Genomic DNA, 20,474 nt, shown 5'->3' with positions numbered 1-20,474 from the left:
GGGACTACAGTGTACGGCAGGACTATTGGAACCGATAAACACAGAACCCTGCTTTTCAAAAAAATAATTCTCAAAAATTGGAAACGTACGAAATTAATTATTCCCCTTACAGATCCTTCACTGTATTCAGAATAACAACCAATGCAAAACAAACCTACCAGGCAATTAAATCTATTTACCTACAGTCATTTACATGTTGAGTTTTAAACAAATCGGGTTCTTTAAGCTTATTTTGCATAATTTAGCAAATTCACTTTGCCTTAATACATGACTGATATTATTCACTTATTGCCTGATGCTGTAGCCAATCAAATTGCTGCTGGAGAAGTTGTTCAACGACCTGCCTCTGCGGTAAAGGAATTGCTCGAAAATTCGATAGATGCCGGCGCAGACAAAATCCAACTGGTAGTAAAAGATGCTGGTAAGGCATTGATTCAGATTATAGATAATGGCTGTGGAATGAGTGTTACAGATGCCAGAATGTGTTTCGAGCGCCATGCCACTTCGAAGGTGAAAAAAGCGGAAGATTTATTCGCCATCCGTACCATGGGTTTCAGAGGTGAGGCCATGGCTTCTATTGCGGCAATTTCGCAGGTAGAAATGAAAACCCGCAGGCATGAAGATGAAATCGGTACCTGTATCTCTATCGAAGGTGCGCAGGTAACCAATCAGGAGCCCGTTGCCACTTCTCCAGGAACGCAAATTTCGATTAAAAACTTATTTTTCAATACACCTGCCAGAAGGAATTTCCTTAAAAGCAATCCGGTAGAAATGCGCCATATTCTGGATGAATTTCAACGGATAGCATTGGCGCACCCTGCTGTATTTTTTAGTTTGCACCATGACGGCACCGAGATTTTCAACTTACCAAAAGGCAATTTAAAACAGCGTATAGTCCACCTGTTTGGCAACAACTATAATGAACGTTTGGTTCCTGTTGAAGAGGAAACGACCATTATTAACCTAAAAGGATACATCGGAAAACCTGCTTTTGCAAAGAAAACCAGGGGGGAACAGTTCTTTTTTGTGAATAACCGTTTTATTAAGGACCCCTATTTAAACCATGCGGTAAGTTCTGCTTTCGAAGATTTATTACCGGATGACAGTTACCCGCTGTATGTGCTGTTTATCGAGATCGATCCGTCGAAAATTGACGTAAACGTGCATCCTACCAAAACAGAGATTAAATATCTGGATGAAAAATCTATTTATGCAATCATGAAATCGGCCGTAAAACGTTCCATTGGGCGGTATAACATTTCGCCAACTTTAGATTTTGATCAGGAAACGGGTTTCAGTAACATGATTACGCAAAAAGCGGTTGAAGATATTGTACCGCCGAGCATCAATTTCAATCCTGATTTTAATCCTTTTGCCAGTGATAGCAGTTCTACATCGGGTTATGCTACTTCACCAAGAAACTATGAAGCCAAGCCAAGTGCTAAAAACTGGGGTTCGCTTTACGAAATAACAGAACAGCCAATTGTAGAGCAAACCTCTATTTATGCTGATGAAACTGTTTTAGAAACCAAGCAAAAGCAGTACATGCAATTGCATAACCGTTATATTGTTTCGCAGATTAAGTCGGGATTAATGGTGATCGATCAACAAATGGCACATGAGCGGATCCTTTACGAGCGTTTTCTCGTACATCTGGATGACCGCAAAGGTGCATCGCAGCAGAGTTTATTTCCACAAACCATTACCCTTAATGCCAATGATTTTGAACTGGCCAAAAGTTTACTGGATGATATAAAAAGTTTAGGCTTCGATGTACGGGAATTTGGGAAAAATACGTTGGTAGTAGAAGGTGTGCCAGTTGACCTGGGTAGTAGCAACATTAACGAAACGCAGTTATTTGAACAATTGATTGAAGGCTTTAAAAATTCACAACAAGAACTAAAACTAAGCAAACGCGACAGCCTTGCCAGGAGTTTAGCGAAAAACAGCGCCATAAAAGCGGGAACAAGCCTTGGCCAGGAAGAAATGAATACCTTGATTGATGAACTTTTTGCCTGTAAAACACCTAACTTTAGCGTGAGTGGCAAACCGATTATCCAAACGATTACTTTAGCGGAGTTGGATAGGAAGTTTGAGAAATAGGTTTAGGGTTTAGGGTAACAAATAAAGATTAAACTTTGCCGCTTAAAACAACAAAAAATTAAATGAATAACATATATATTCCACCGGTAGTAAAAAATCTACTGATTATTAACATCTTATTTTTTGCAGCGGCAAACCTGCTTCCAAGCCTCAAGCTCGATAATTTACTCGCTGTATTTTATTTCGATTCACCAAATTTTAGACTCTGGCAGCCCATTACCTATATGTTTATGCATGGGGGTATTGCACATATTTTCTTCAACATGTTTGCATTGTATTCCTTTGGGAGCTTGCTCGAATCGAGGTGGGGAGCTAAAAAATTTCTAGCATTCTATTTCATAACAGGTTTAGGCGCATTATTTTTACAGTGGGCAGTACAAGCTTTTGAAGTTCAGCAGATTATTGGTCACATTACCCTATTTGATGGTTGGCAGAAACACATTACCAGTCAGGCTCAAATGGATACTTTAGGCGGGATTTATTATGGTGGTATGGTTGGCGCCTCTGGTGCCATTTTCGGCTTGTTGGTCGCTTTTGGCATGCTTTATCCAAATGCCGAATTATTGATTATGTTTATTCCAGTTCCTGTAAAAGCTAAATACATTATACCAATTTATATTTTAGTAGAGTTATCTTTAGGCATTGCATCAATACAAGGCGATTCTATTGCCCATTATGCCCACCTTGGGGGTGCCTTAATTGGCTTTATACTTGTTAAAATATGGAAAGACAAAAACGATACATTTTATACACTCTATGAATAATACTTTCAAAGATTTAAAATACAAGGTTTTTCAATCGGGCAACCCATTGTTCTTTTACATTGGGATTAATGTAATACTTTTTTTAGTTACAGCCATTATTGGTCTAATTGTGTTTTTTGGCCGTATCCCTATCGATGCTAATTTATGGATCAGAGAATATGTAGGCTTACCCGCTAACATTTCGAAATTACCGGAGCGTTTTTATACCCTATTTATTTATATGTTTTTTCATGATGGGATTCTTCACATCCTGTTTAATATGCTGGGATTATTTTGGTTCGGCAACATATTTATGAATTTCTTAAAAAGCAGGCAATTTCATTTTGTATACCTGGCAGGTGGCTTGTTTGGTGGTTTATTTGCTATTGCAGCATTAAATATATTCCCTGTTTATGCTGATGGATTAGCCGGTGTAACCATTATTGGAGCATCAGCCTCCGTAATGGCCATTATTTTTGCTGCCGCAACACTGGTACCCAATTACACCATCATGCTGCTTTTCTTTGGTGAGGTTAAAATTAAATGGATTGCCATTGTATATTTTGTACTCGATTTTATTGCCATCGGCTCAGTAAATGCTGGCGGAAGTTTAGCACACATTGGTGGTGCGTTATTGGGCTTCGCCTTCATTAAAAGTTTGCAAAGCGGAAGGGATTGGAGCAAGTTGTTCGAACGCAAACCGAAACTAAAGGTAGTTCGGAATGAAAAACCGGTTAAAAAACCCGATTTTAAAGGCGGCGTTTCTCAGCAGGAAATAGATGCCATTTTAGATAAAATATCAACCTCAGGATACGATAAATTAACAGCGGTAGAAAAAGAAAAACTATTTAAGGCAAGTAAAGATTAATGGCCACAACAAAGAAGAAATATAGTTTTTTAGATAAACTCCTTTTGCCCATTGCTGTTGCATTGGCAATCGCAATGCTTTTAGGGGTTCTCGCTGGCAATATGGATCCAAGAGCGCACAGCATCATTGCTTTTTTCGGACTGGCCTACCCTTTCGTTTTATTCGCAAATATTATCTTTCTGGTTTGGTGGTTTTTAAGCAAAAAATGGGTTTTCGCAATTGCTACCATTCTTCTTATCGCACTTGGTGCTAAAACGTTAAAGGCGACCTTTGCCGTTGGTGGTGATGAAGGTGGCACCGAAAAGGCAGAAAATAGCGTCAGAATGATGACTTACAACGTGCATAGCTTTAAATTGTACGGCGAAGACAATACCGAATCAGTAAAAGAAAAAATGCTTCAGGTGGTAAAAGACCAAAATCCCGATATTATCTGTTTCCAGGAATTTTTTACCCGTTACAAGGGAGCATTTGATACGGTTGACAGTTTAAAAGCATTATTGAATACAAAATATTACTACTTCGTACCAACCAGTAAAAATGATTACGAAGCAACTGGCTTAGCCATTTTCTCTAAATTCCCGATTAAAGCGTCTGGTAAAATACCTTTTCTTGAAGGCTTTGCTGGTAATATGAGTATTTACACCGATTTAAACATTAAAGGAAAAACGCTAAGGGTTTATAATGTACATTTTCAATCTATTTCTTTCGAAAAGCAAGACTACGAATACTTAGATAAGGTTAAGGAAATGAATACCGAACTCCAGCCATCTAAACGGATTTTAAGAATGCTGAAAAGTGCTTTTTTGAAACGTAGCGACCAGGTAGATATTATGAAAAAGGAAATGGCAACCTGTAAAACACCTTATCTCATTGCGGGCGATTTTAACGATACGCCAGCATCTTACGTGGTTACTCAAATTACCGCGGGATTAAACAATAGTTTTATTAAAAAAGGGAATGGTTTTGGTAAAACTTATAATGGCAAATTCCCTAATTTCCAGATCGATTATATTGCCACTTCTAAAGAACTAGAGGTGTTAAATTACAAAATTACCCAAGCCAAATTATCAGATCACTTTCCGGTACGCAGCGATTTGAGGTTTGTTCCTTAAGATCTTATGGTGCGTGGGGACACGAACCATGGCGATAACAAAATAATGCTCTTGTTTGTAGATTAATAATCTTTCATCTGGAGCGCATGGCCGCTACAAGACAATAAGACTCATCCCGTTTTCCGCTTTTACGCTTCGCTTCCTCGTGCCTCGTTGCTGCAGGGTAACGCTTTAACCGGGGCTAGGTGGCTACAGCAGTATTTCATTTGTAGGGTTGCACAACCCCCTGTTCCTAAACCCGATCCGATAGCTATCGGATGCAATGATTCCGATTCTTCATCGGAAGTAATGGAAAGCGGGACTGAACCTGCCAAGAACCACAAACCTTTCATTTCCTAATTTTAATAGATCTTTGCATAATTCCTCATTCTGAATTTATTTCTATTTCGGTCGATGAGACACTAACCAAGAGGATAAGATTTAATTAAGATCTTATGCGTGAGGACATGAACCATGGCGATGGAAAAAATCATGCTTTCGATTGCAGGTTAACGATTTTTTATTCGGAGCGCAAGGCCGCTGCAAAACAATAAATTTCTTCCCGTTTTCCGCTTCGCTTCCTCGTGCCTCGTTGCTGCAGGGTAACGCTTCAACCAAGGCTAGATGGCTATAGCAGTATTTCATTTGTGGGGCTGCAGGGTGTACAAACCCTTGTTCCTAAACCCGATAGAGCGGAATAGCTCGGAGCGCAGCGAGGACTATAAGCGAAAGCGGGACTGACAACCTCCAAAAACCACAAGCCATTCATTTCCATTCAATAAATAGTAAATATGTTTCTATTTCGGTTGGTGAGACATCGACCGATAGAATATTCTTATGCTCCGTGGAGACACAAACCATGGTAATCACGACCGAATTACTCACTATTATTTTTTCTTACCATACATCAACAATAGCTTTATGGCTTATGCTCATATTTGCTGTATAAAATTTAAAAAAATCTCCAAAAATATGAGCTTAATAGATGCACTAAACTGGCGTTATGCCGTTAAGAAAATGAACGGTCAACCCGTTGAACAAGAAAAGGTTGATAAAATTATTGCTGCAGCACATTTGGCACCAACATCATCTGGCTTACAGCCATTTAAAGTTATTGTGGTAACCAACCAGGAATTAAAAGAGAAAATTGCGCCAATTGCTTTTAACCAATCGCAGGTGATCGATTCTTCTCACTTATTGATTTTTGCAGCGAACGAAAACTACACAGAAGAGGGTATTGATGCCGTTTTTAGCAGAATGAATGCTGAGCGTGGCTTACCAGATAGTGGAACTGATGCCTACAAAGCACAATTAAAAGGTATGGTCTTATCTAGAACAGCAGAAGAAAACTTTAATCATGCTGCGCGTCAGGCTTATATTGCTTTCGGTATTGCTATTGCAGAAGCCGCTTTGTTAAAAGTAGATGCCACCCCAATGGAAGGCTTTAATGGCCCTGCTTTAGATGAACTTTTAGGGTTAGATAAAAAAGGTTTAAAAAGTGTTACGCTATTGCCATTAGGAAACAGAGATGAAGCCGGCGATTGGTTGGTAAACCTTAAAAAGGTACGTTCACCTAAAGAAGAATTCTTAATCGAATTTAAATAACAGGCAAACGCCATTATATTTAGAACAGGCTGCTATTTTAGTGGCCTGTTTTGTTTATTCTAATTCGTCATTGCGAACTGAAGCGTTGCTTGTGGGCTAGAAGTGAAGCAATCTTTTACATATAAGCTTAACGCTATCAGAAAGATTGCTTCGTCGTCCGAAAAAGCTTCCTTATAATGACGACTTGGAGTTTGCCAACAATTAACCAGTGAACTTAAATCTTTTGTAAAAAAATGTTAAACATCATCACATTTTATGTGCTCTATTTATAATTGGATATATTTACGGGCTTAGCATTTAATATCCAATCCATGAAGATTTTTAGATTATCGTTAATAATACTGTCACTTTTATCAGCACTAAGTTTTTCTTCTTCGGCCCAAACCGATACCATTAGCATAAACAGCATCATTGCCAAAACAAATAAGGTATTAAGCGATTACCCTGCTGAAAAGATTTACCTCCATTTCGACAAACCTTATTATGCAGTAGCTGATACGGTTTGGTTTAAAGCTTACATTACCGAAAACCAGAATTTCTTATCTACAATTAGTAAAATTATTTATGTAGATGTGATTAACCAGAAGGATTCGCTTATCCAAACCTTAAAATTACCCATTACAGGTGGTTTTGCTTATGGCAGTTTCCCCTTAGATCAGATTAACTATAAACAAGGTAATTACCACATCAGGGCTTATACTTTATGGATGCTTAACAGTGAAGATCCTGCTTATTTTAACAAGACTTTTTATGTAGGAGAAGCGATTGACAAGGAGGTAAAAACCCATATCACCTATAAAAATACCTCTACCGATAAGTTAGAAAAAATTGATGCACGCGTACAATTTAAAGATGCCAACAATAAACCTTATGCCAATAAAAATGTAAGCTGGCAAGTGCTTACCAGTTATACGGTTATTGCCAAAGGAAGGGGCACAACGGATGCAAATGGTTTTTTAACAATAGCCATGAGCAATGCACAAAAGGCAGAATATCAATTGCAAAAAGGCGAACTGATCACTAGTATTAATACAACTGACAAAGATGTGGCAAGCAGTAGCTTTCAACTTAAAAACGCTATCGTAAGCAAAGATTTTCAATTTTTCCCAGAAGGCGGAAGTTTAATTGCTGGCTTAACCAACAAAGTAGCCTTTAAAGCCATTAAAAGTGATGGTTTGGGCATTAGCTCAAAAGGTACCATAACCGATAACGACGGTAAAACTGTTGCTACTTTTACTGCACAGCATTTAGGAATGGGCAGTTTCAACTTATTGGCTGAGGCTGGAAAAACCTACAAGGCAATAGTAACCTATGCCGACGGCAGCACTCAAAATTATAATTTGCCGGCAGTTGCTGCAAATGGGGTTGCCATAAATATAGATAACAGCAGCGCAGATAATGTGGCCATAAAAATTGCAGCAAATGATGCTTTCTTTGAACAAAACCAAGGTAAAAAGCTTTATTTAATTGCGCAGAGTAAAGGCGTTATCTGCTATGGTGCACAAACCGCATTATCAAACAAAGAGTACAATACAACCGTACTTAAATCTAAATTCCCAAATGGAATTGCACAGTTTACCCTATTTAATGAATTTGGTAAACCACTAAGCGAGCGATTGGTTTTTGTTCAGCAAAAAAATACCATGGCGGTAACTTTAACCAGTGCTGCAACCACTTACGGAATTAAGAAAAAGGTTAAAATAAATGTGGCAGCCAAAAAAGATGGCGCCCCTGTAGAAGGTAGCTTCTCAGTAGCCGTTGTAGATGAATCAAAGGTTCCATCAAGCGAAGATGCAACCAGTACGATATTAACAGGACTATTATTAAGCAGCGATGTTAAAGGCTATATCGAAAAAGCAAATTATTACTTTAATGCACCCGACGCGAAGAAAAATGCAGATTTAGATGTATTGTTACTTACCCAGGGCTATCGCAGTTTCAAATACACTGATATTATTGCCAATAAATTACCTAAAATTGATTTCTTACCAGAACAAGGCATCGAAATTTCGGGTATTTTACGACAGAATAACGGCATCCCGGTTAGAAAAGGGGCATTGTTATTAACCATTCCTGACAAACGTTTTAATTTAGAAGCAACCACAGATCCTGTAGGGAATTTTAAATTCCAAAACCTGATGTTTAACGATTCATCTAAAGTGACCATTACCGCTAAGTACAATGTAAACTATAAAAACATGACCTTAAGCTTAAATGGTGCACCTATACCTACGCTAACCAAAAACTTTAGTGCAGCAGAAGAGGTTTTAAATATCGATAGCGCTTTAACCAGTTATTTAGATAATAGTAAAAGGCAATACGCTTATTTACATACTTTAAAAGATGTAACCATTAAAGCGGCAGTTATTCCTAAAGTAAGCCATAAAGATTACCCAGCCTTAACCGGACTTAGCCAAATGGCCGACCATGAAGTGAGCGGCGATAGATTAAAAGGTTGTGGTTTACTGATTAACTGTTTACAGGGTATGCTTGCGGGTGTTACCTTCGTTGATAATAATTTCTATGTAAGCAGAGATTATAACCAGGGCAAAAAAATACCAATGGGAATTTTTATTAACGGAATGAATGTAGACGTAAACCAGATTAATACTTTAGATGCCAACCAGATCGAATCGGTTGAGGTGTTCTTAAGAGATGAACTGGGCTTGGTAAACCGTGCAAACAATGTAAATGGGGTTATTGTATTCAACCAGAAGAAAGCACCTAAAGGCACTAAAATATCTAAAGCGCAGCTGATGGATATGCTTCCAAAATACTATGAGCTTACTTTCTCACCACAAGGTTACAACAAAGAAAAACAGTTCTATTCGCCAAAATATGATGTTCCTGCCAGCATGAACCGCAACGATTTAAGGACTACCATTTATTGGAATCCAAAAGTTGTTACTGATGCAACCGGTAATTCTTCTTTCGAATATTACAACGCAGATGGTAAAGGCCAATACAAAGTAATTATCGAAGGTGTAGATGCTAACGGAAATTTAGGAAGATCGGTGTTTAAGTATCTTGTTAAATAGGTAGTTGATGGAATCTTAGTTTTCGATTGACTCCAATATCATTAACTTAAAGAGAAAATAAAGGTCTTCGACAAGCTACCATTGACGTATTTTTTGAAGGTTCTTAATTCAGTATTTATTTTTTTAATATCTAGTCAATCTTATGATAGATATAAGAAGGTTTGTCTTGGCCAGACAGGCTTCTTTCTTTTTCTTGATAAAAAGAAACAAAAATCAAGGCTTTGCATGCTTTCTTGAATAGCAGCATCAGAATTTCTACAGCGGTAATATGAGGCTTTCCCTCTGCTCAAAGCCTTATGCTCGCTGCATATTCCCTTTGGTTATTCGGGATATGAAAGACGCTGCAAAAATTCTAATATGCTCTCCTTCGAAATCCTACAAGGCCAGTCCGTAATAGCGGAGTACAGTAAGATATTAGCGTCTGTTAGCGAAAAGCCTAAACAATATATTTAAGCACAATGCTATTTCCTTTCTGTATAACCATCCTGCAAGGCCGAAGCACTGTTTCTTCGTTTTGCTTTTAAACCGGCATGGTCAATTTTTTGGCAGGCACAGTTTAAGCCTACTCACTGGCTTTAATAAAAAAATTGCGAGCCGGTAGTTTTGTTTCTTTTGCTATCAAAAGAAAGATGCCCCCGCGGCAAGCGGTTATGCAAAATCCTTTAACGTAATTTATATTGATTTTTATGAAATAGACTATCCCCCAGACTGACAACAATTATGTTTAAGTCAATGAGACATCTGCCTCATCCGTTTTACATCACCTCAAACGGCAACTTCTCTCCTTTTAACCCTGCCACAATATTCTTAACAATAATCTGCGCCATGGCCGCCCTGGTTTCTTCGGTAGCTGAGCCAATGTGCGGTAAAACAGCAACATTTTCCATGGAGAGCAATGGATTATTTTTATCCATTGGCTCCGGATTGGTTACATCCAAACCTGCTCCCCATATCATTTTTTCTTCTAAAGCTTTGATCAAATCCTTTTCGTTGTGGATACCACCCCTGGCAGTATTAATGAAAATCGAATTGGGTTTCATCTGCTTAAAAACATCAAGCGTAAATTTATCCTTTGTTTCGGGCGTTAATGCCGTATGGATAGAAAGTACATCACTTTGCGCCAAAAGCGTTTCGAAGGATACATATTTTGCACCGATTTCTTTTTCAGCTTCTTCGTTACGCGATCTGTTGTGATAAATTACTGGCATTTGATAGGCACCTATACACTTTTTAGCCATCTCTAATCCAATTTTCCCCAGTCCAAAAATACCAAGTGTTTTACCCTTCACCTCAATCCCCAGTTCGGGTGTTGGCTCATAATTTTTCCACTCAGCTTTAATAATTTTTTTATGTGAGAAAAAGGCCTTTCGCGATACAGCAAGCATCAATAAAAATGCAGTATCGGCAGTTGCATCGCTCAAAACGCCAGGCGTATTACCAATTGGGATGTTTAATTTTTTGGCGGCAGCTAAATCTACCTGATCGTAACCAACAGAATGTAGCGCAATAACCTTTAAATGGCTAGAGGACTTTAAAAATTCGGCATTAATCTTATTCGGACCAACACTAATCAAACCATCCTGACCTTGGCAGGCCTCAATCAGTTCTGCAGCTGTAATCTGTCGGTTTTCTTTCCACTGCGTGATGGATATATTGTTTTCTTCCAGTTCTTTTATTCCAACTGAAGCAATGTTGCCACTTATAAATACTTTCATACTTTATTAACAGTAAAAATTTTAAGGTGTTTTGGGTAATACAAATTGACCTAAGGTTACTATTTAACAGTTGCGGAAAGGACCTGATAAGTATTGGCGCTGAAATAACCCAGTGCCTGATTAGAAATATTAGAAGTTGGATTGGCCGGAGTTGTACCCTGGTTGGGGCCCCGGTTCGATTGCTGACTTAAAGCATACCAATAATCGAAAATATTCGAATCGATGCACTCCATTTCTATTTTAATCTTATCGTTAGCGTTCAGCTCATCGCTGTCGTGGTCGTTAGTAGGGGGGTTAAAGAATAACTGGATTCTTAAGTCATTTCCATTTGTTAAACGATCGTTATTTACATAAAAACGCTCCGATAAAACATCATTAACATACAGGTTAAAATGATAAAAATTGGTTTCGTTGGCCGGATCTTTAAAGAATACGGCAGCGGTTTTACGTTCTCTTCCAAAGAAAAAGTTGTTAATCACGCCTATCGAATCCATTTTAACCACATTGGGCATTTTCGAACTTGCTGTGTAAGTTTGTCCTTCGGCAGTAACATTTAAATTATAGGTAACACCAGGAACGCCTTTCATCTTGTTGATATAAGTACCTGAGGTGCTACCTTCTTTAAATACGAAGGTATTTCCCTTACTATCGGTAACTGTAACTGAAGCACCCGAAACTTTCGGAAAAACATTGGTTTCGGTGTAACCGATGGTTTTGCTGATCTTAATCTGCTGATCGATGAGCGAATCGTTAATTCTACCTTCAATTACTAGCTGAGGATCGGCATTTTCAGTGTCAATTTCAATAATTTTCTTGCAACCTGTTAAACAGAAAGCGAACAGCGAAAAGTATATAACCAGTTTTTTCATTTTTTTAAAATTTAAAGTTCCAGGTAATGGATGGAATAAGACCGAATAACGAAGTTTGCTGCGCAGCAGTTTTACCTGGATTATCGGGATCGGTAATAAACTCAATTGCATAAGGATTTTTTCGGGCCAATAGATTATAGATACCAAAATTCCAGCTCGATTGATATTTCTTCCTCACCTTCCCTTCTAAAGTTGCACTCACATCCAAGCGCATACTGTAAGGCATGCGGCCAGCATTTCTTTCCGTATAATAGTAGGCCATTTGCCCACCAACGCTATATTTTCCTGCCGGATAGGTTACTGCATTACCCGTGCTGTAAATAAAGCTTGAGGAGAAGGTCCACCGCTTAGTCATGTTGTAAATACCAACTACCGAAATATCATGTGTACGATCCTGCCTCGCCGGAAAATATTTACCGTTATTCAATTCTGTAAATTTACGCTCGGTACGCGATAAGGTATAACCCACCCAACCGTTCAGCTTACCAAATTTTTTCTTAAAAAACAGCTCCATTCCATAAGCCCTGCCCACTCCGTATAAAAGTTCTGATTCGACATTGGAGTTGGCCAATAATTCGGCTGCATTTTTATAATCGATCTGATTTTGAAGCCACTTATAGTATATCTCCCCCGAGAGTTCGTAATTGTTCTCATCCAGGTTTTTAAAATAGCCCAAGGCCACCTGGTCGGCAATTTCGGGTTTAATGTTATTGCTACTCAACACGTACTGATCGGTAGGCGAACTAGAGGTAGCATTGGTTAAAATATGTACGTTTTGTGTATTCCGGTTGTAAGAGGCCTTGATCGAATTCTCTTCATTAAACAGATAACTCACCGAAAAACGTGGCTCTAAGTTAAAATAGTTTTTATGAAATTTCCCCTTGGCTACATTTTCAGTAGATAAGATATTCCCATCAGCATCGTAGGTACTAAAATTACCTGGGCCCATTAAAGAAAAAGCCGCCAAACGCACACCATATAAAAAGTTTAAATGTTCGTTCACCGCCCATTCATCAGAAACATAAGCTGCCGATTCAATGCCGTAACGTCTTTCTTGTGTAAGCGAATTAACCTGCGATGCTTCATCGCTATCGATATCGATCGGTGAGATGCGGTGCTGTGTAGCATTTACCCCAAAACGGAGTGTATGTTTATTGCTGAAATACTGAAAATCTTCTTTAAAATTAAAATCCCGTACCAATGAGGTTGCCTTAAAATTCGTGGCATCATTTAATAGGCGAACAGTATAATTATAGTTATTGTAAATTAACGAGGTATTGGAAAACAAGCGGTCGTTAAAAATATGGTTTAAGCGAATGGTGGTGGTTACATTACCCCAGTTGTTCTCAAACAAGTCTTTAACACCGATATTATCCTTACCGAAATAGCCAGAAATGTAAATGGTATTTTTATCATTGATTTTATAATTCGCCTTTGCATTAATATCATAAAAATTTAAGGTACTGCCGTTAACAGACGAATCTGGCGAAGCCCTTAAAAACAGATCAATATAGGTTCTACGGAAACTCACCATAAACGAGCCTCTGTCTTTTACAATTGGTCCTTCTGCTTTTAAACGCGAAGCGATTAAACCAATACCTCCCTGAAACTTAAACTCTTTATTGTTCCCATCATCCATTTTAACATCTAAAACCGACGATAAACGGCCTCCATACTGTGCAGGCATGCCACCTTTGTATAAACTTACATCTTTAATTGCATCGGCATTAAAAGTAGAGAAAAAGCCAAGTAAGTGTGATGAGTTGTACACTACTGCCTCATCCAGAATAATTAAATTCTGATCGGCAGCACCACCGCGAACATAAAAGCCTGTATTCCCTTCACCTCCAGATTTTACGCCTGGCAAAAGCTGGATAGTTTTTAAGATATCCTTTTCGCCAAGCAGTACCGGGATAGAATTAAGCGATTTCATATCGATCCTTTCCAAACCCATCTGCGCGCTTTTAACGTTGTCGTTTTTACGGTTATTGGCACTTACCGTTACTTCGTCCAAATCGTTTGCACTTTTTAATTCCTCATTTAACTTGGTATCTTTTGTTAAATTAATGGTTTTAACAACGGAGGCATAGCCCGTATAACTTACCGCCACAGTGTAGGTTCCTTCGGCTTGTGTTAAAGCAAAATAACCATAATTATTGGTTAAGGTTGCAGCGGTAGAAGCACCAGAAATCCTTACTGTTGCACCAATTAAAGTTTCGCCTGTACCTGCATCACGAATAGTGCCGCTAAGGGTAAATTTCTTTTGAGCAAAAATAGAGGTTGAAAGAAAAAGGAGGGAGAATAACGCTAAGTAGTGTCTTATGAGCATATCGGCTACTATCTAATTTTTAAGGTGGAAACCAAATGTACGAAATCCAAGCCCTTTTAACGGACAACAGCGAATTTCTTCTTACAACCTGGTTTATTTACTTAATAACGGGATAAATGGCAATATGGTGTGAGCGCAACATATAAGGGCTTAAATGATCTTTACCTGCCTGCTGAAAAGTGATCAGTTTTGAAGATTCTTTAGGCATATGGCAGTCGATACAATTGCTACTGAGCGATCCTTTTGCTAATGTGGCTTTGCTGTGATTGGTGCTTTTGTGGCAATTGATGCAGCGCTGCGAGTAAAGACTTAAGTTACCTTTAATATTTTCGTGCGTATTGTGGCACGATTGGCAGGTCATGGTTTCGCTTTTCCGATAACAGTTGCTGCCCATTAGCATAGCACTTTGGTTACCATGCACATCAATGTTACCACCGCCAAAACCTACAAAATCCTGCGAGTAATAAGCATCCAGATCGTCGCCCGGCTGAAAACCGAATACCGATCGTTGCGCCACCAAAGTATTGCCCGAATGACAAACGGCGCAGACGTCCATTTTCTGTTTACGCGTAAGTGTTTTATAAAGTGTTATAAATTTCGCAGTCTTTTCTTCCGGGTTTTCCATATGAAAAACAACATGTTGTTTACCTGGCCCGTGGCAGCGTTCGCAATCTATCCCATAAATAACAGAGCCTTTTTCCATTTCTTCATCCTTTGAAAAAGTAGATTGTTGCGTGAGTTTAATGTCTACATAAGAGGCATGGCACTCCAGGCAGCGACTGGTTATCGCCCGGTCATAATAAAAACTTTCTTTCGGAAAACCAGGGCTAATGGCCCAATTCTGAATGGTGGAAAAATACGACAAAGGCAATTCATACAGTTTCTTTCCCTTCCAATAAGCATAAGTAAAAGCCTTTTCACCCGAACCAAATTGGAAATCGAATTTTTGGGCACGAACTGCTTTGCCATCTTGATAAGCCACTTGAAAAATTCCACTATCCCTTTTTTCGATCACCACGTTTTGATGCGCATTAAACAAAAACCTGTTCGAATCGGGCGCAAACACCTTTAACAAGGCTGCATCTACCACAGGTTTAGAGGTTAAACCATGAGGACTATGGGCATAAGACTGTGATAAATCTTTATGGCATTTAACACAGGTAACCGCCCCTGCATAGGCCTCGCCCCTGATATCGGTTGGTAATTTATCGGCCGTATTCATACATCTCGACAAAATGATGATTGCAACGGCCATTGCCCCTAAAATAAACAGGATACGTTTTGCGCCTTTCAAGAGGATGTTTTGTTTTTATTTTACGAATTGAATATAACCAAAATTATAACCTCCAACAGCTGTGAAAATCTTAATTTTTTGTTTACCTGCTTTTAACACGACATTCTTTACTTCAAAGGTTGAAAACTTCTTGTTATCTCCCGTATTTGGAACCGCAATGTCCTTTGCTACCACTTTATCATCGATCGAAATCATAATTCTACCTTTGGCATTATCTGCCGCAGCATTTATTTTTAAAGTGTAAGTTCCCTTTTGCGAAACATTTATAGTGTACTGCAACCACTCTCCTTTTTCGATATGGTTTACATAATACTTTTCGTACAGTGTAGAATCTTTAACAATATCCACACCATCGTTTCTGTAAATCCGGCCGCGGTTACCTGCACTTCGTTTTCCTGTTGAGGTATGGTAATCGGCAGTATCGGTATCGAAATAAGCTTTACCATTTTTACCTAAATCGTAATCTACAGCATATACCATACTTTTATTTTTAATTAAATTGGCCTTAAACGGTTTTGTTTCATGACTAAAGGGCTGACGGATCATGGCATCGATTACATCACTATGAATGATGGTATTTTCTAATCTCGAATAAATAGCCAGCTCCATTAAACCGCTGTACACATTGCTATCTTTAGGTTTGTTTCCACCGTTATTCAGGTAATTTACCAGTGCATCATAATTAGGGTTCGATTTAATTTCCATCGGATTATTTGCCCCTATCTTTTTTAAAGGCCACCAAGCCCAACCGATATTATTCCGCTCTAAAAGATGGATGGCATCAGTAAACCAAACATTGGAATTTTCGCCGGTTTCGCCAAGCCAAACCGGAACGTTCTGTTCATTTCTGGCTTTAATAATATGCGCTATTGAGGCCTGATCGTTATAATTCCAGTATTTATGATAACTCAACACCATGTTTTTATCCCACAGCGGAAAAATGCCATTGTAATTATTGCCCCAGCCATTGCCTTCGATAATAATGATGTGCTTTTGATCAACTTCGCGGATGGCTTTGGTAATCTCGACCATTAACTTTCTCAAAGGCGCATTCACTTTTTCTTTCGTTCCGTTTTTATCTTCTTCAGGGTTTGTGAAACCATAGTTAGGTTCGTTCAAAATATCGTATGCGCCAATATAAGGTTCATCCTTGTAGCGCTCGGCCAGTTTTTTCCAAAGCGCTATGGTTTTTTCCTGATTGGCCTCACTATCCCATAAATACGGTTTTGACGGATCGCGGTCGGCAATGTTTAAATCGTTTCCTTGTCCGCCAGGTGCAGCGTGTAAATCTAAAATAAGGTACATTTTATTGGCCTTACACCACGATAGCAGGCTATCGGTTAGGGCAAAACCCTTTTCCAGCCAGGTATTTTTTCCCACAACAGGCTCTTTATCAACCGGCAACGCATACAAGTTGTAATGCATAGGCAGGCGAATGGAATTGAAGCCCCAGCGTTTCATCGAGTCCACGTCGATTTTACGCATGTGGTTAGCCAGCCAGGCATCATAAAACTCCTGGGTTTGTTTTGGTCCCATCAATTCTTCTATGCGCTCACGGATGCGATACTGTTGTGCTTCTTTATTGATTTTGAGCATATAGCCTTCTTGCAACATCCAGCCTCCTAAGCCAAAACCACGGAGTAAAACATTCTCCCCTTTTTGGTTTACTATTTTTTTACCCTCGGCTTTTAAAAACCCTTGACTAAACCCTGTAAACGAAATGGTGCTGAGCAGAAAAATATATAATATCGATTTTGTAAAAGACATAAAAATAAGATTAGGTATGAGATAATTACCAGATGTATGTGGCTACAGATCCTTTATCGAGTGTGGCTACAAGTGTTTTGCCGTTAAAAACAATGTTAAATGTATTGGCGTTCTTCCCGCTATTGGCTACAATTAAAACATGTTTCCCATCAGGGGTTTTAAAGGCAACATTTGGCAGATCGGTTAAATCGTTCGTCGCAATGCGAACAGCACCTGGCCGTACAAACTTAGAAGCATGCGCAATGGAATAATAAGCCAGGTTTCTGCTGTAGGCATCTTTATCAATCGTTACCGCACCCTGGCACATCGAACAACCTCCTCTGTCGGTATAAGGTTTATTTTCGGGGTCGGCAGCTAGATTCCATTCGAGCACATTTTTGCTCCAGTTACGTGTAGCACCAATGATTAGACGCCTAACCGGGTTAACAATTTTAATATCCTTAGCATCTGGCTGCTCTACTACCATTTGCTCAGAGAAGTAAATATTCTTATCAGGATGGGCATTGTGCACATCGCTTAAAGCTTCAATATTTCCTCCATACAGGTGAAAGGCAGATCCATCGATATATTTTTTGGCTTCAGGATCATCTAAAATGGTAATCGGGTAGTCTGGTCGATCGGCATTATGATCGTAAACAATAATTTTGGTCTTAATATTGGCTTTAGCAAAAGCAGGACCGAGAAATTTCTTTACAAAAAGTGCCTGATCTGGTGCTACCATGAGCAAGCTAGGGTTATTGCCTGGGTGCAAAGGTTCATTTTGAACGGTAATCGCATCGATAGGAATTCCTTCTTTTTGCATTTCCTGTACATAACGTACAAAGTATTTGGTGTAAGCATCGTAATATTCGGGCTTTAACATCCCTCCACGGGCATCGTAAGTGGTTTTCATCCATAAGGGAGGAGACCATGGCGAACCCATAATTTTTAACTTTGGGTTTATTGCAAGGATTTCCTTCATTACCGGAATCACATCCACTTTATCCGGGCCGAGATCAAATTTCGCCTGCATTAAATCGGTTTGGCCTCCGGGAAGATCGTTGTAGGAAAATACTTTTTCATTCAAATCAGAAGCACCGATGCTTAGTCTGATGTAACTTACTCCTATGTTGTTTCCATCGGTGGCAAATAATTCTTTTAGTAAGGCAGCTCTGGCTGGTGCCGACATTTTAATAATATGCTGTGCACTTCCACCTGTTAATGCATAACCAAAACCATCTATACTTTGATAAGTTTCTTTATCGTTTACGGTAATGATTGGCGAATTGTTTTTAGTAGCCGTAAAACTTAAGTTGGTTGCCTGCCTTGCAAATAAAACAGATCGATCTGCTTTGGTAAGCCAAACTTCTGCCTGGTTTTGAGCAAGAACAGCAAACGAAGAAAAGGTAAAAACACCCGTAATAAAAAGGCGAAAGGCTTTGGTAGAAAGCATAGATAAATGATGATCAGATTAAAAAAACAGGAAGAAAGATTTCGCTTTCTCCCTGTTAACAATTAAACATTAAGCGTGCATAGATGAGCAATTATTTTGTTCCGCCCCATTCTTTGCTTTGAAGAATCTTAGTATTATTTAACTCAGCCTGTGGGATCGGCAAGGTCTCATTTTTATTTGCCTGAAATCCTTTAAAAGCCAGTTTAGTTGGGGCAAGTCCCCATCTAACTAAATCAAACCACCTTTGTCCTTCAGCTACCATTTCCAGACGTCTTTCTTTCATTATATTATCCATGGTTACTGCAACAGGATTTAAACCTACACGGGCCCTAACTGCATTTAAGAAAATATAAGCTCTGGTACCCGAACCAACTGCAGCACCACTTTTCAATAATGCTTCGGCTTCCATTAAGTAGGTATCAGCTAAACGTATTTCGTACATATTCTGACCAAAGTTTAATTCTAACTGGCCCACAGCTGCTTTGGTAGAAACCCTTCCAGCATATTTCTCAACAAAATACCCGGTATTATCATTGGCATGTTTGTAGGTTACAATACCTGCCTTTTCCAAACTATCTAAATTGGCAACCGTAGGTTTATTACGCGGGTCGTAGTGAATTAGGTCAAATAATTCTTTGGTTATTGGCATAACACTCCAACCCGAAACGTAGTCGGGTGCTTGTGCAGCAATTACAGGCACATAATTACGTGGTCCTACCAAAATGCCCATAACATTACCTTCACGGCTTCCAACGTTACTCCAGCCCATGTTAGAGGTAGTATTGTAGCTGAGTTCTAAAATAGATTCTGAATTGAATTTATTTTTCCAGTTCCACAGATCGGCAAATTTTGGTAATAATTTATACCCATAAGTACTCGCGCCTGGTGCAGTACCGTTAACCAGTGCAAACGCTGCAGCTGCTGGTCCCCATTTTTCTTCCCACAAGTAAACCTTACCTAAAACTGCATGAACTGCACCTTGACTTAAACGCCCTGCATCAGCAGTAGGAATAGTTACAGGAAGAGCAGATAACGATTCTGTTAAATCTGTTTCTATTTGTTTATAAACATCTGCAGGGGCAACCTGCGTAACATCGAACATACCAGAAGGCTCAACAGGCGCTAAGATTAATGGTATATTTTTAAAGATGCGCACTAAATCAAAATAAAATATAGCACGCAATGCTTTAGCTTCGGCAATATATCTTGCCTTGGTTGAAGCATCCATTGTAATACCTTCTATTTTTTTCAATAAAATATTTGCACGGTAAACGCCTGTAAAACCCTTACTCCATAAATAACTTGGGCCACCTGATAATGAGTTTACCGTATAATTATTCATCACTTGCATATCTCCTAAATCTGATGGAGAATCGGCACCGGCGAAATGATCATCTGATGCTGAGCTAAATAAATTAAGTTTTGTGAGGTACCCACTAGACTGATTACCCAATTGGTCATAAACAGCTACCAAACCCGTAAAAGCCTCCTGCTGGTTTTGGTAATAACTTGTCTCCAGAATACGTTCACGTGGGTTTACGTCTAGCTGTTTTTGACAAGAGACTATTAGTTGAGAAGCGGTTAAAAGGGCTGCAATAGCTAAAATATTCTTTTTCATTT

General features: G+C 39.0%; 13 protein-coding genes. 6 read left to right on the top strand and 7 right to left on the bottom strand.

Going from position 1 to position 20,474, the window contains the following annotated elements; all coding sequences use genetic code 11:
* Positions 1-267 precede the first annotated feature (267 nt).
* The 6 genes from mutL (at position 268) to EZ456_RS17990 (ending at position 9,448) form a co-directional block, all read left to right on the top strand.
* Positions 268-2,103 carry a DNA mismatch repair endonuclease MutL gene (gene mutL, locus EZ456_RS18015; RefSeq protein WP_131532550.1) on the top strand — a complete coding sequence of 612 codons (1,836 nt, stop codon included), beginning with the start codon at positions 268-270 and terminating at the stop codon, positions 2,101-2,103.
* 62 nt (positions 2,104-2,165) lie between these two features.
* Positions 2,166-2,867: a rhomboid family intramembrane serine protease gene (locus tag EZ456_RS18010; protein WP_131532548.1), complete on the top strand. Its 702-nt coding sequence runs from the start codon at positions 2,166-2,168 to the stop codon at positions 2,865-2,867.
* Positions 2,860-3,714, top strand: coding sequence for a rhomboid family intramembrane serine protease (locus tag EZ456_RS18005; RefSeq protein ID WP_131532546.1), 855 nt, complete (start codon positions 2,860-2,862; stop codon positions 3,712-3,714). Before EZ456_RS18010 ends, EZ456_RS18005 begins: the two co-directional genes overlap by 8 nt.
* Positions 3,714-4,826, top strand: a complete 1,113-nt coding sequence (locus EZ456_RS18000) for an endonuclease/exonuclease/phosphatase family protein (RefSeq protein WP_131532544.1) — start codon at positions 3,714-3,716, stop codon at positions 4,824-4,826. The genes EZ456_RS18005 and EZ456_RS18000 overlap by 1 nt, the downstream gene beginning before the upstream one ends.
* Before the next feature lie 951 nt (positions 4,827-5,777).
* On the top strand, positions 5,778-6,410 hold the full coding sequence (locus EZ456_RS17995; RefSeq protein ID WP_131532542.1) for a nitroreductase family protein: 633 nt from the start codon (positions 5,778-5,780) through the stop codon (positions 6,408-6,410).
* A gap of 311 nt (positions 6,411-6,721) precedes the next feature.
* Positions 6,722-9,448: an alpha-2-macroglobulin family protein gene (locus EZ456_RS17990; protein WP_225876566.1), complete on the top strand. Its 2,727-nt coding sequence runs from the start codon at positions 6,722-6,724 to the stop codon at positions 9,446-9,448.
* A 755-nt stretch (positions 9,449-10,203) separates the two neighbouring features.
* On the opposite strand, the gene EZ456_RS17985 is transcribed toward EZ456_RS17990, so the two are convergent.
* From EZ456_RS17985 to EZ456_RS17955, 7 genes are all read right to left on the bottom strand, one after another.
* The gene (locus EZ456_RS17985) at positions 10,204-11,163 is read right to left on the bottom strand and encodes a 2-hydroxyacid dehydrogenase (RefSeq protein ID WP_131532540.1); all 960 of its coding nucleotides are present in this window, start codon (positions 11,161-11,163) and stop codon (positions 10,204-10,206) included.
* A gap of 59 nt (positions 11,164-11,222) precedes the next feature.
* Positions 11,223-12,032, bottom strand: a complete 810-nt coding sequence (locus tag EZ456_RS17980; RefSeq protein WP_165501371.1) for a DUF4249 domain-containing protein — start codon at positions 12,030-12,032, stop codon at positions 11,223-11,225.
* Between the two features lie 4 nt (positions 12,033-12,036).
* Positions 12,037-14,361: a TonB-dependent receptor gene (locus tag EZ456_RS17975; protein ID WP_131532536.1), complete on the bottom strand. Its 2,325-nt coding sequence runs from the start codon at positions 14,359-14,361 to the stop codon at positions 12,037-12,039.
* Between the two features lie 97 nt (positions 14,362-14,458).
* Positions 14,459-15,655 (bottom strand): multiheme c-type cytochrome, encoded by a 1,197-nt coding sequence (locus EZ456_RS17970; protein ID WP_131532534.1) that lies wholly within the window; start codon positions 15,653-15,655, stop codon positions 14,459-14,461.
* 15 nt (positions 15,656-15,670) lie between these two features.
* Positions 15,671-17,422: a cellulase family glycosylhydrolase gene (locus EZ456_RS17965; protein WP_131532532.1), complete on the bottom strand. Its 1,752-nt coding sequence runs from the start codon at positions 17,420-17,422 to the stop codon at positions 15,671-15,673.
* Positions 17,423-17,447: 25 nt separating this feature from the next.
* A complete protein-coding gene (locus EZ456_RS17960) occupies positions 17,448-18,854 on the bottom strand; it encodes a glycoside hydrolase family 30 protein (protein ID WP_131532531.1) in 1,407 nt (468 codons plus the stop codon).
* Positions 18,855-18,945: 91 nt separating this feature from the next.
* Complete coding sequence (locus EZ456_RS17955) at positions 18,946-20,472, bottom strand: RagB/SusD family nutrient uptake outer membrane protein (protein ID WP_131532529.1); 1,527 nt, start codon at positions 20,470-20,472, stop codon at positions 18,946-18,948.
* Between the last annotated feature and the right edge of the window lie 2 nt (positions 20,473-20,474).

The sequence above is a fragment of the Pedobacter psychrodurus genome, from assembly GCF_004331735.1.
In the GTDB taxonomy this organism is placed as follows: domain Bacteria; phylum Bacteroidota; class Bacteroidia; order Sphingobacteriales; family Sphingobacteriaceae; genus Pedobacter; species Pedobacter psychrodurus.
The sequence above is the reverse complement of the archived record's forward strand: the minus strand, read 5'-3'. Positions and strand labels throughout refer to the sequence as shown.

Coding starts and splice junctions, on each gene's coding strand:
- EZ456_RS18000 (WP_131532544.1), top strand. CDS start 3,714: ATGGCCACAACAAAGAAGAAATATAGTTTTTTAGATAAACTCCTTTTG.
- EZ456_RS17990 (WP_225876566.1), top strand. CDS start 6,722: ATGAAGATTTTTAGATTATCGTTAATAATACTGTCACTTTTATCAGCA.
- mutL (WP_131532550.1), top strand. CDS start 268: ATGACTGATATTATTCACTTATTGCCTGATGCTGTAGCCAATCAAATT.
- EZ456_RS17965 (WP_131532532.1), bottom strand. CDS start 17,422: ATGTCTTTTACAAAATCGATATTATATATTTTTCTGCTCAGCACCATT.
- EZ456_RS17980 (WP_165501371.1), bottom strand. CDS start 12,032: ATGAAAAAACTGGTTATATACTTTTCGCTGTTCGCTTTCTGTTTAACA.
- EZ456_RS17955 (WP_131532529.1), bottom strand. CDS start 20,472: ATGAAAAAGAATATTTTAGCTATTGCAGCCCTTTTAACCGCTTCTCAA.
- EZ456_RS17995 (WP_131532542.1), top strand. CDS start 5,778: ATGAGCTTAATAGATGCACTAAACTGGCGTTATGCCGTTAAGAAAATG.
- EZ456_RS18005 (WP_131532546.1), top strand. CDS start 2,860: ATGAATAATACTTTCAAAGATTTAAAATACAAGGTTTTTCAATCGGGC.
- EZ456_RS18010 (WP_131532548.1), top strand. CDS start 2,166: ATGAATAACATATATATTCCACCGGTAGTAAAAAATCTACTGATTATT.
- EZ456_RS17985 (WP_131532540.1), bottom strand. CDS start 11,163: ATGAAAGTATTTATAAGTGGCAACATTGCTTCAGTTGGAATAAAAGAA.
- EZ456_RS17975 (WP_131532536.1), bottom strand. CDS start 14,361: ATGCTCATAAGACACTACTTAGCGTTATTCTCCCTCCTTTTTCTTTCA.
- EZ456_RS17960 (WP_131532531.1), bottom strand. CDS start 18,854: ATGCTTTCTACCAAAGCCTTTCGCCTTTTTATTACGGGTGTTTTTACC.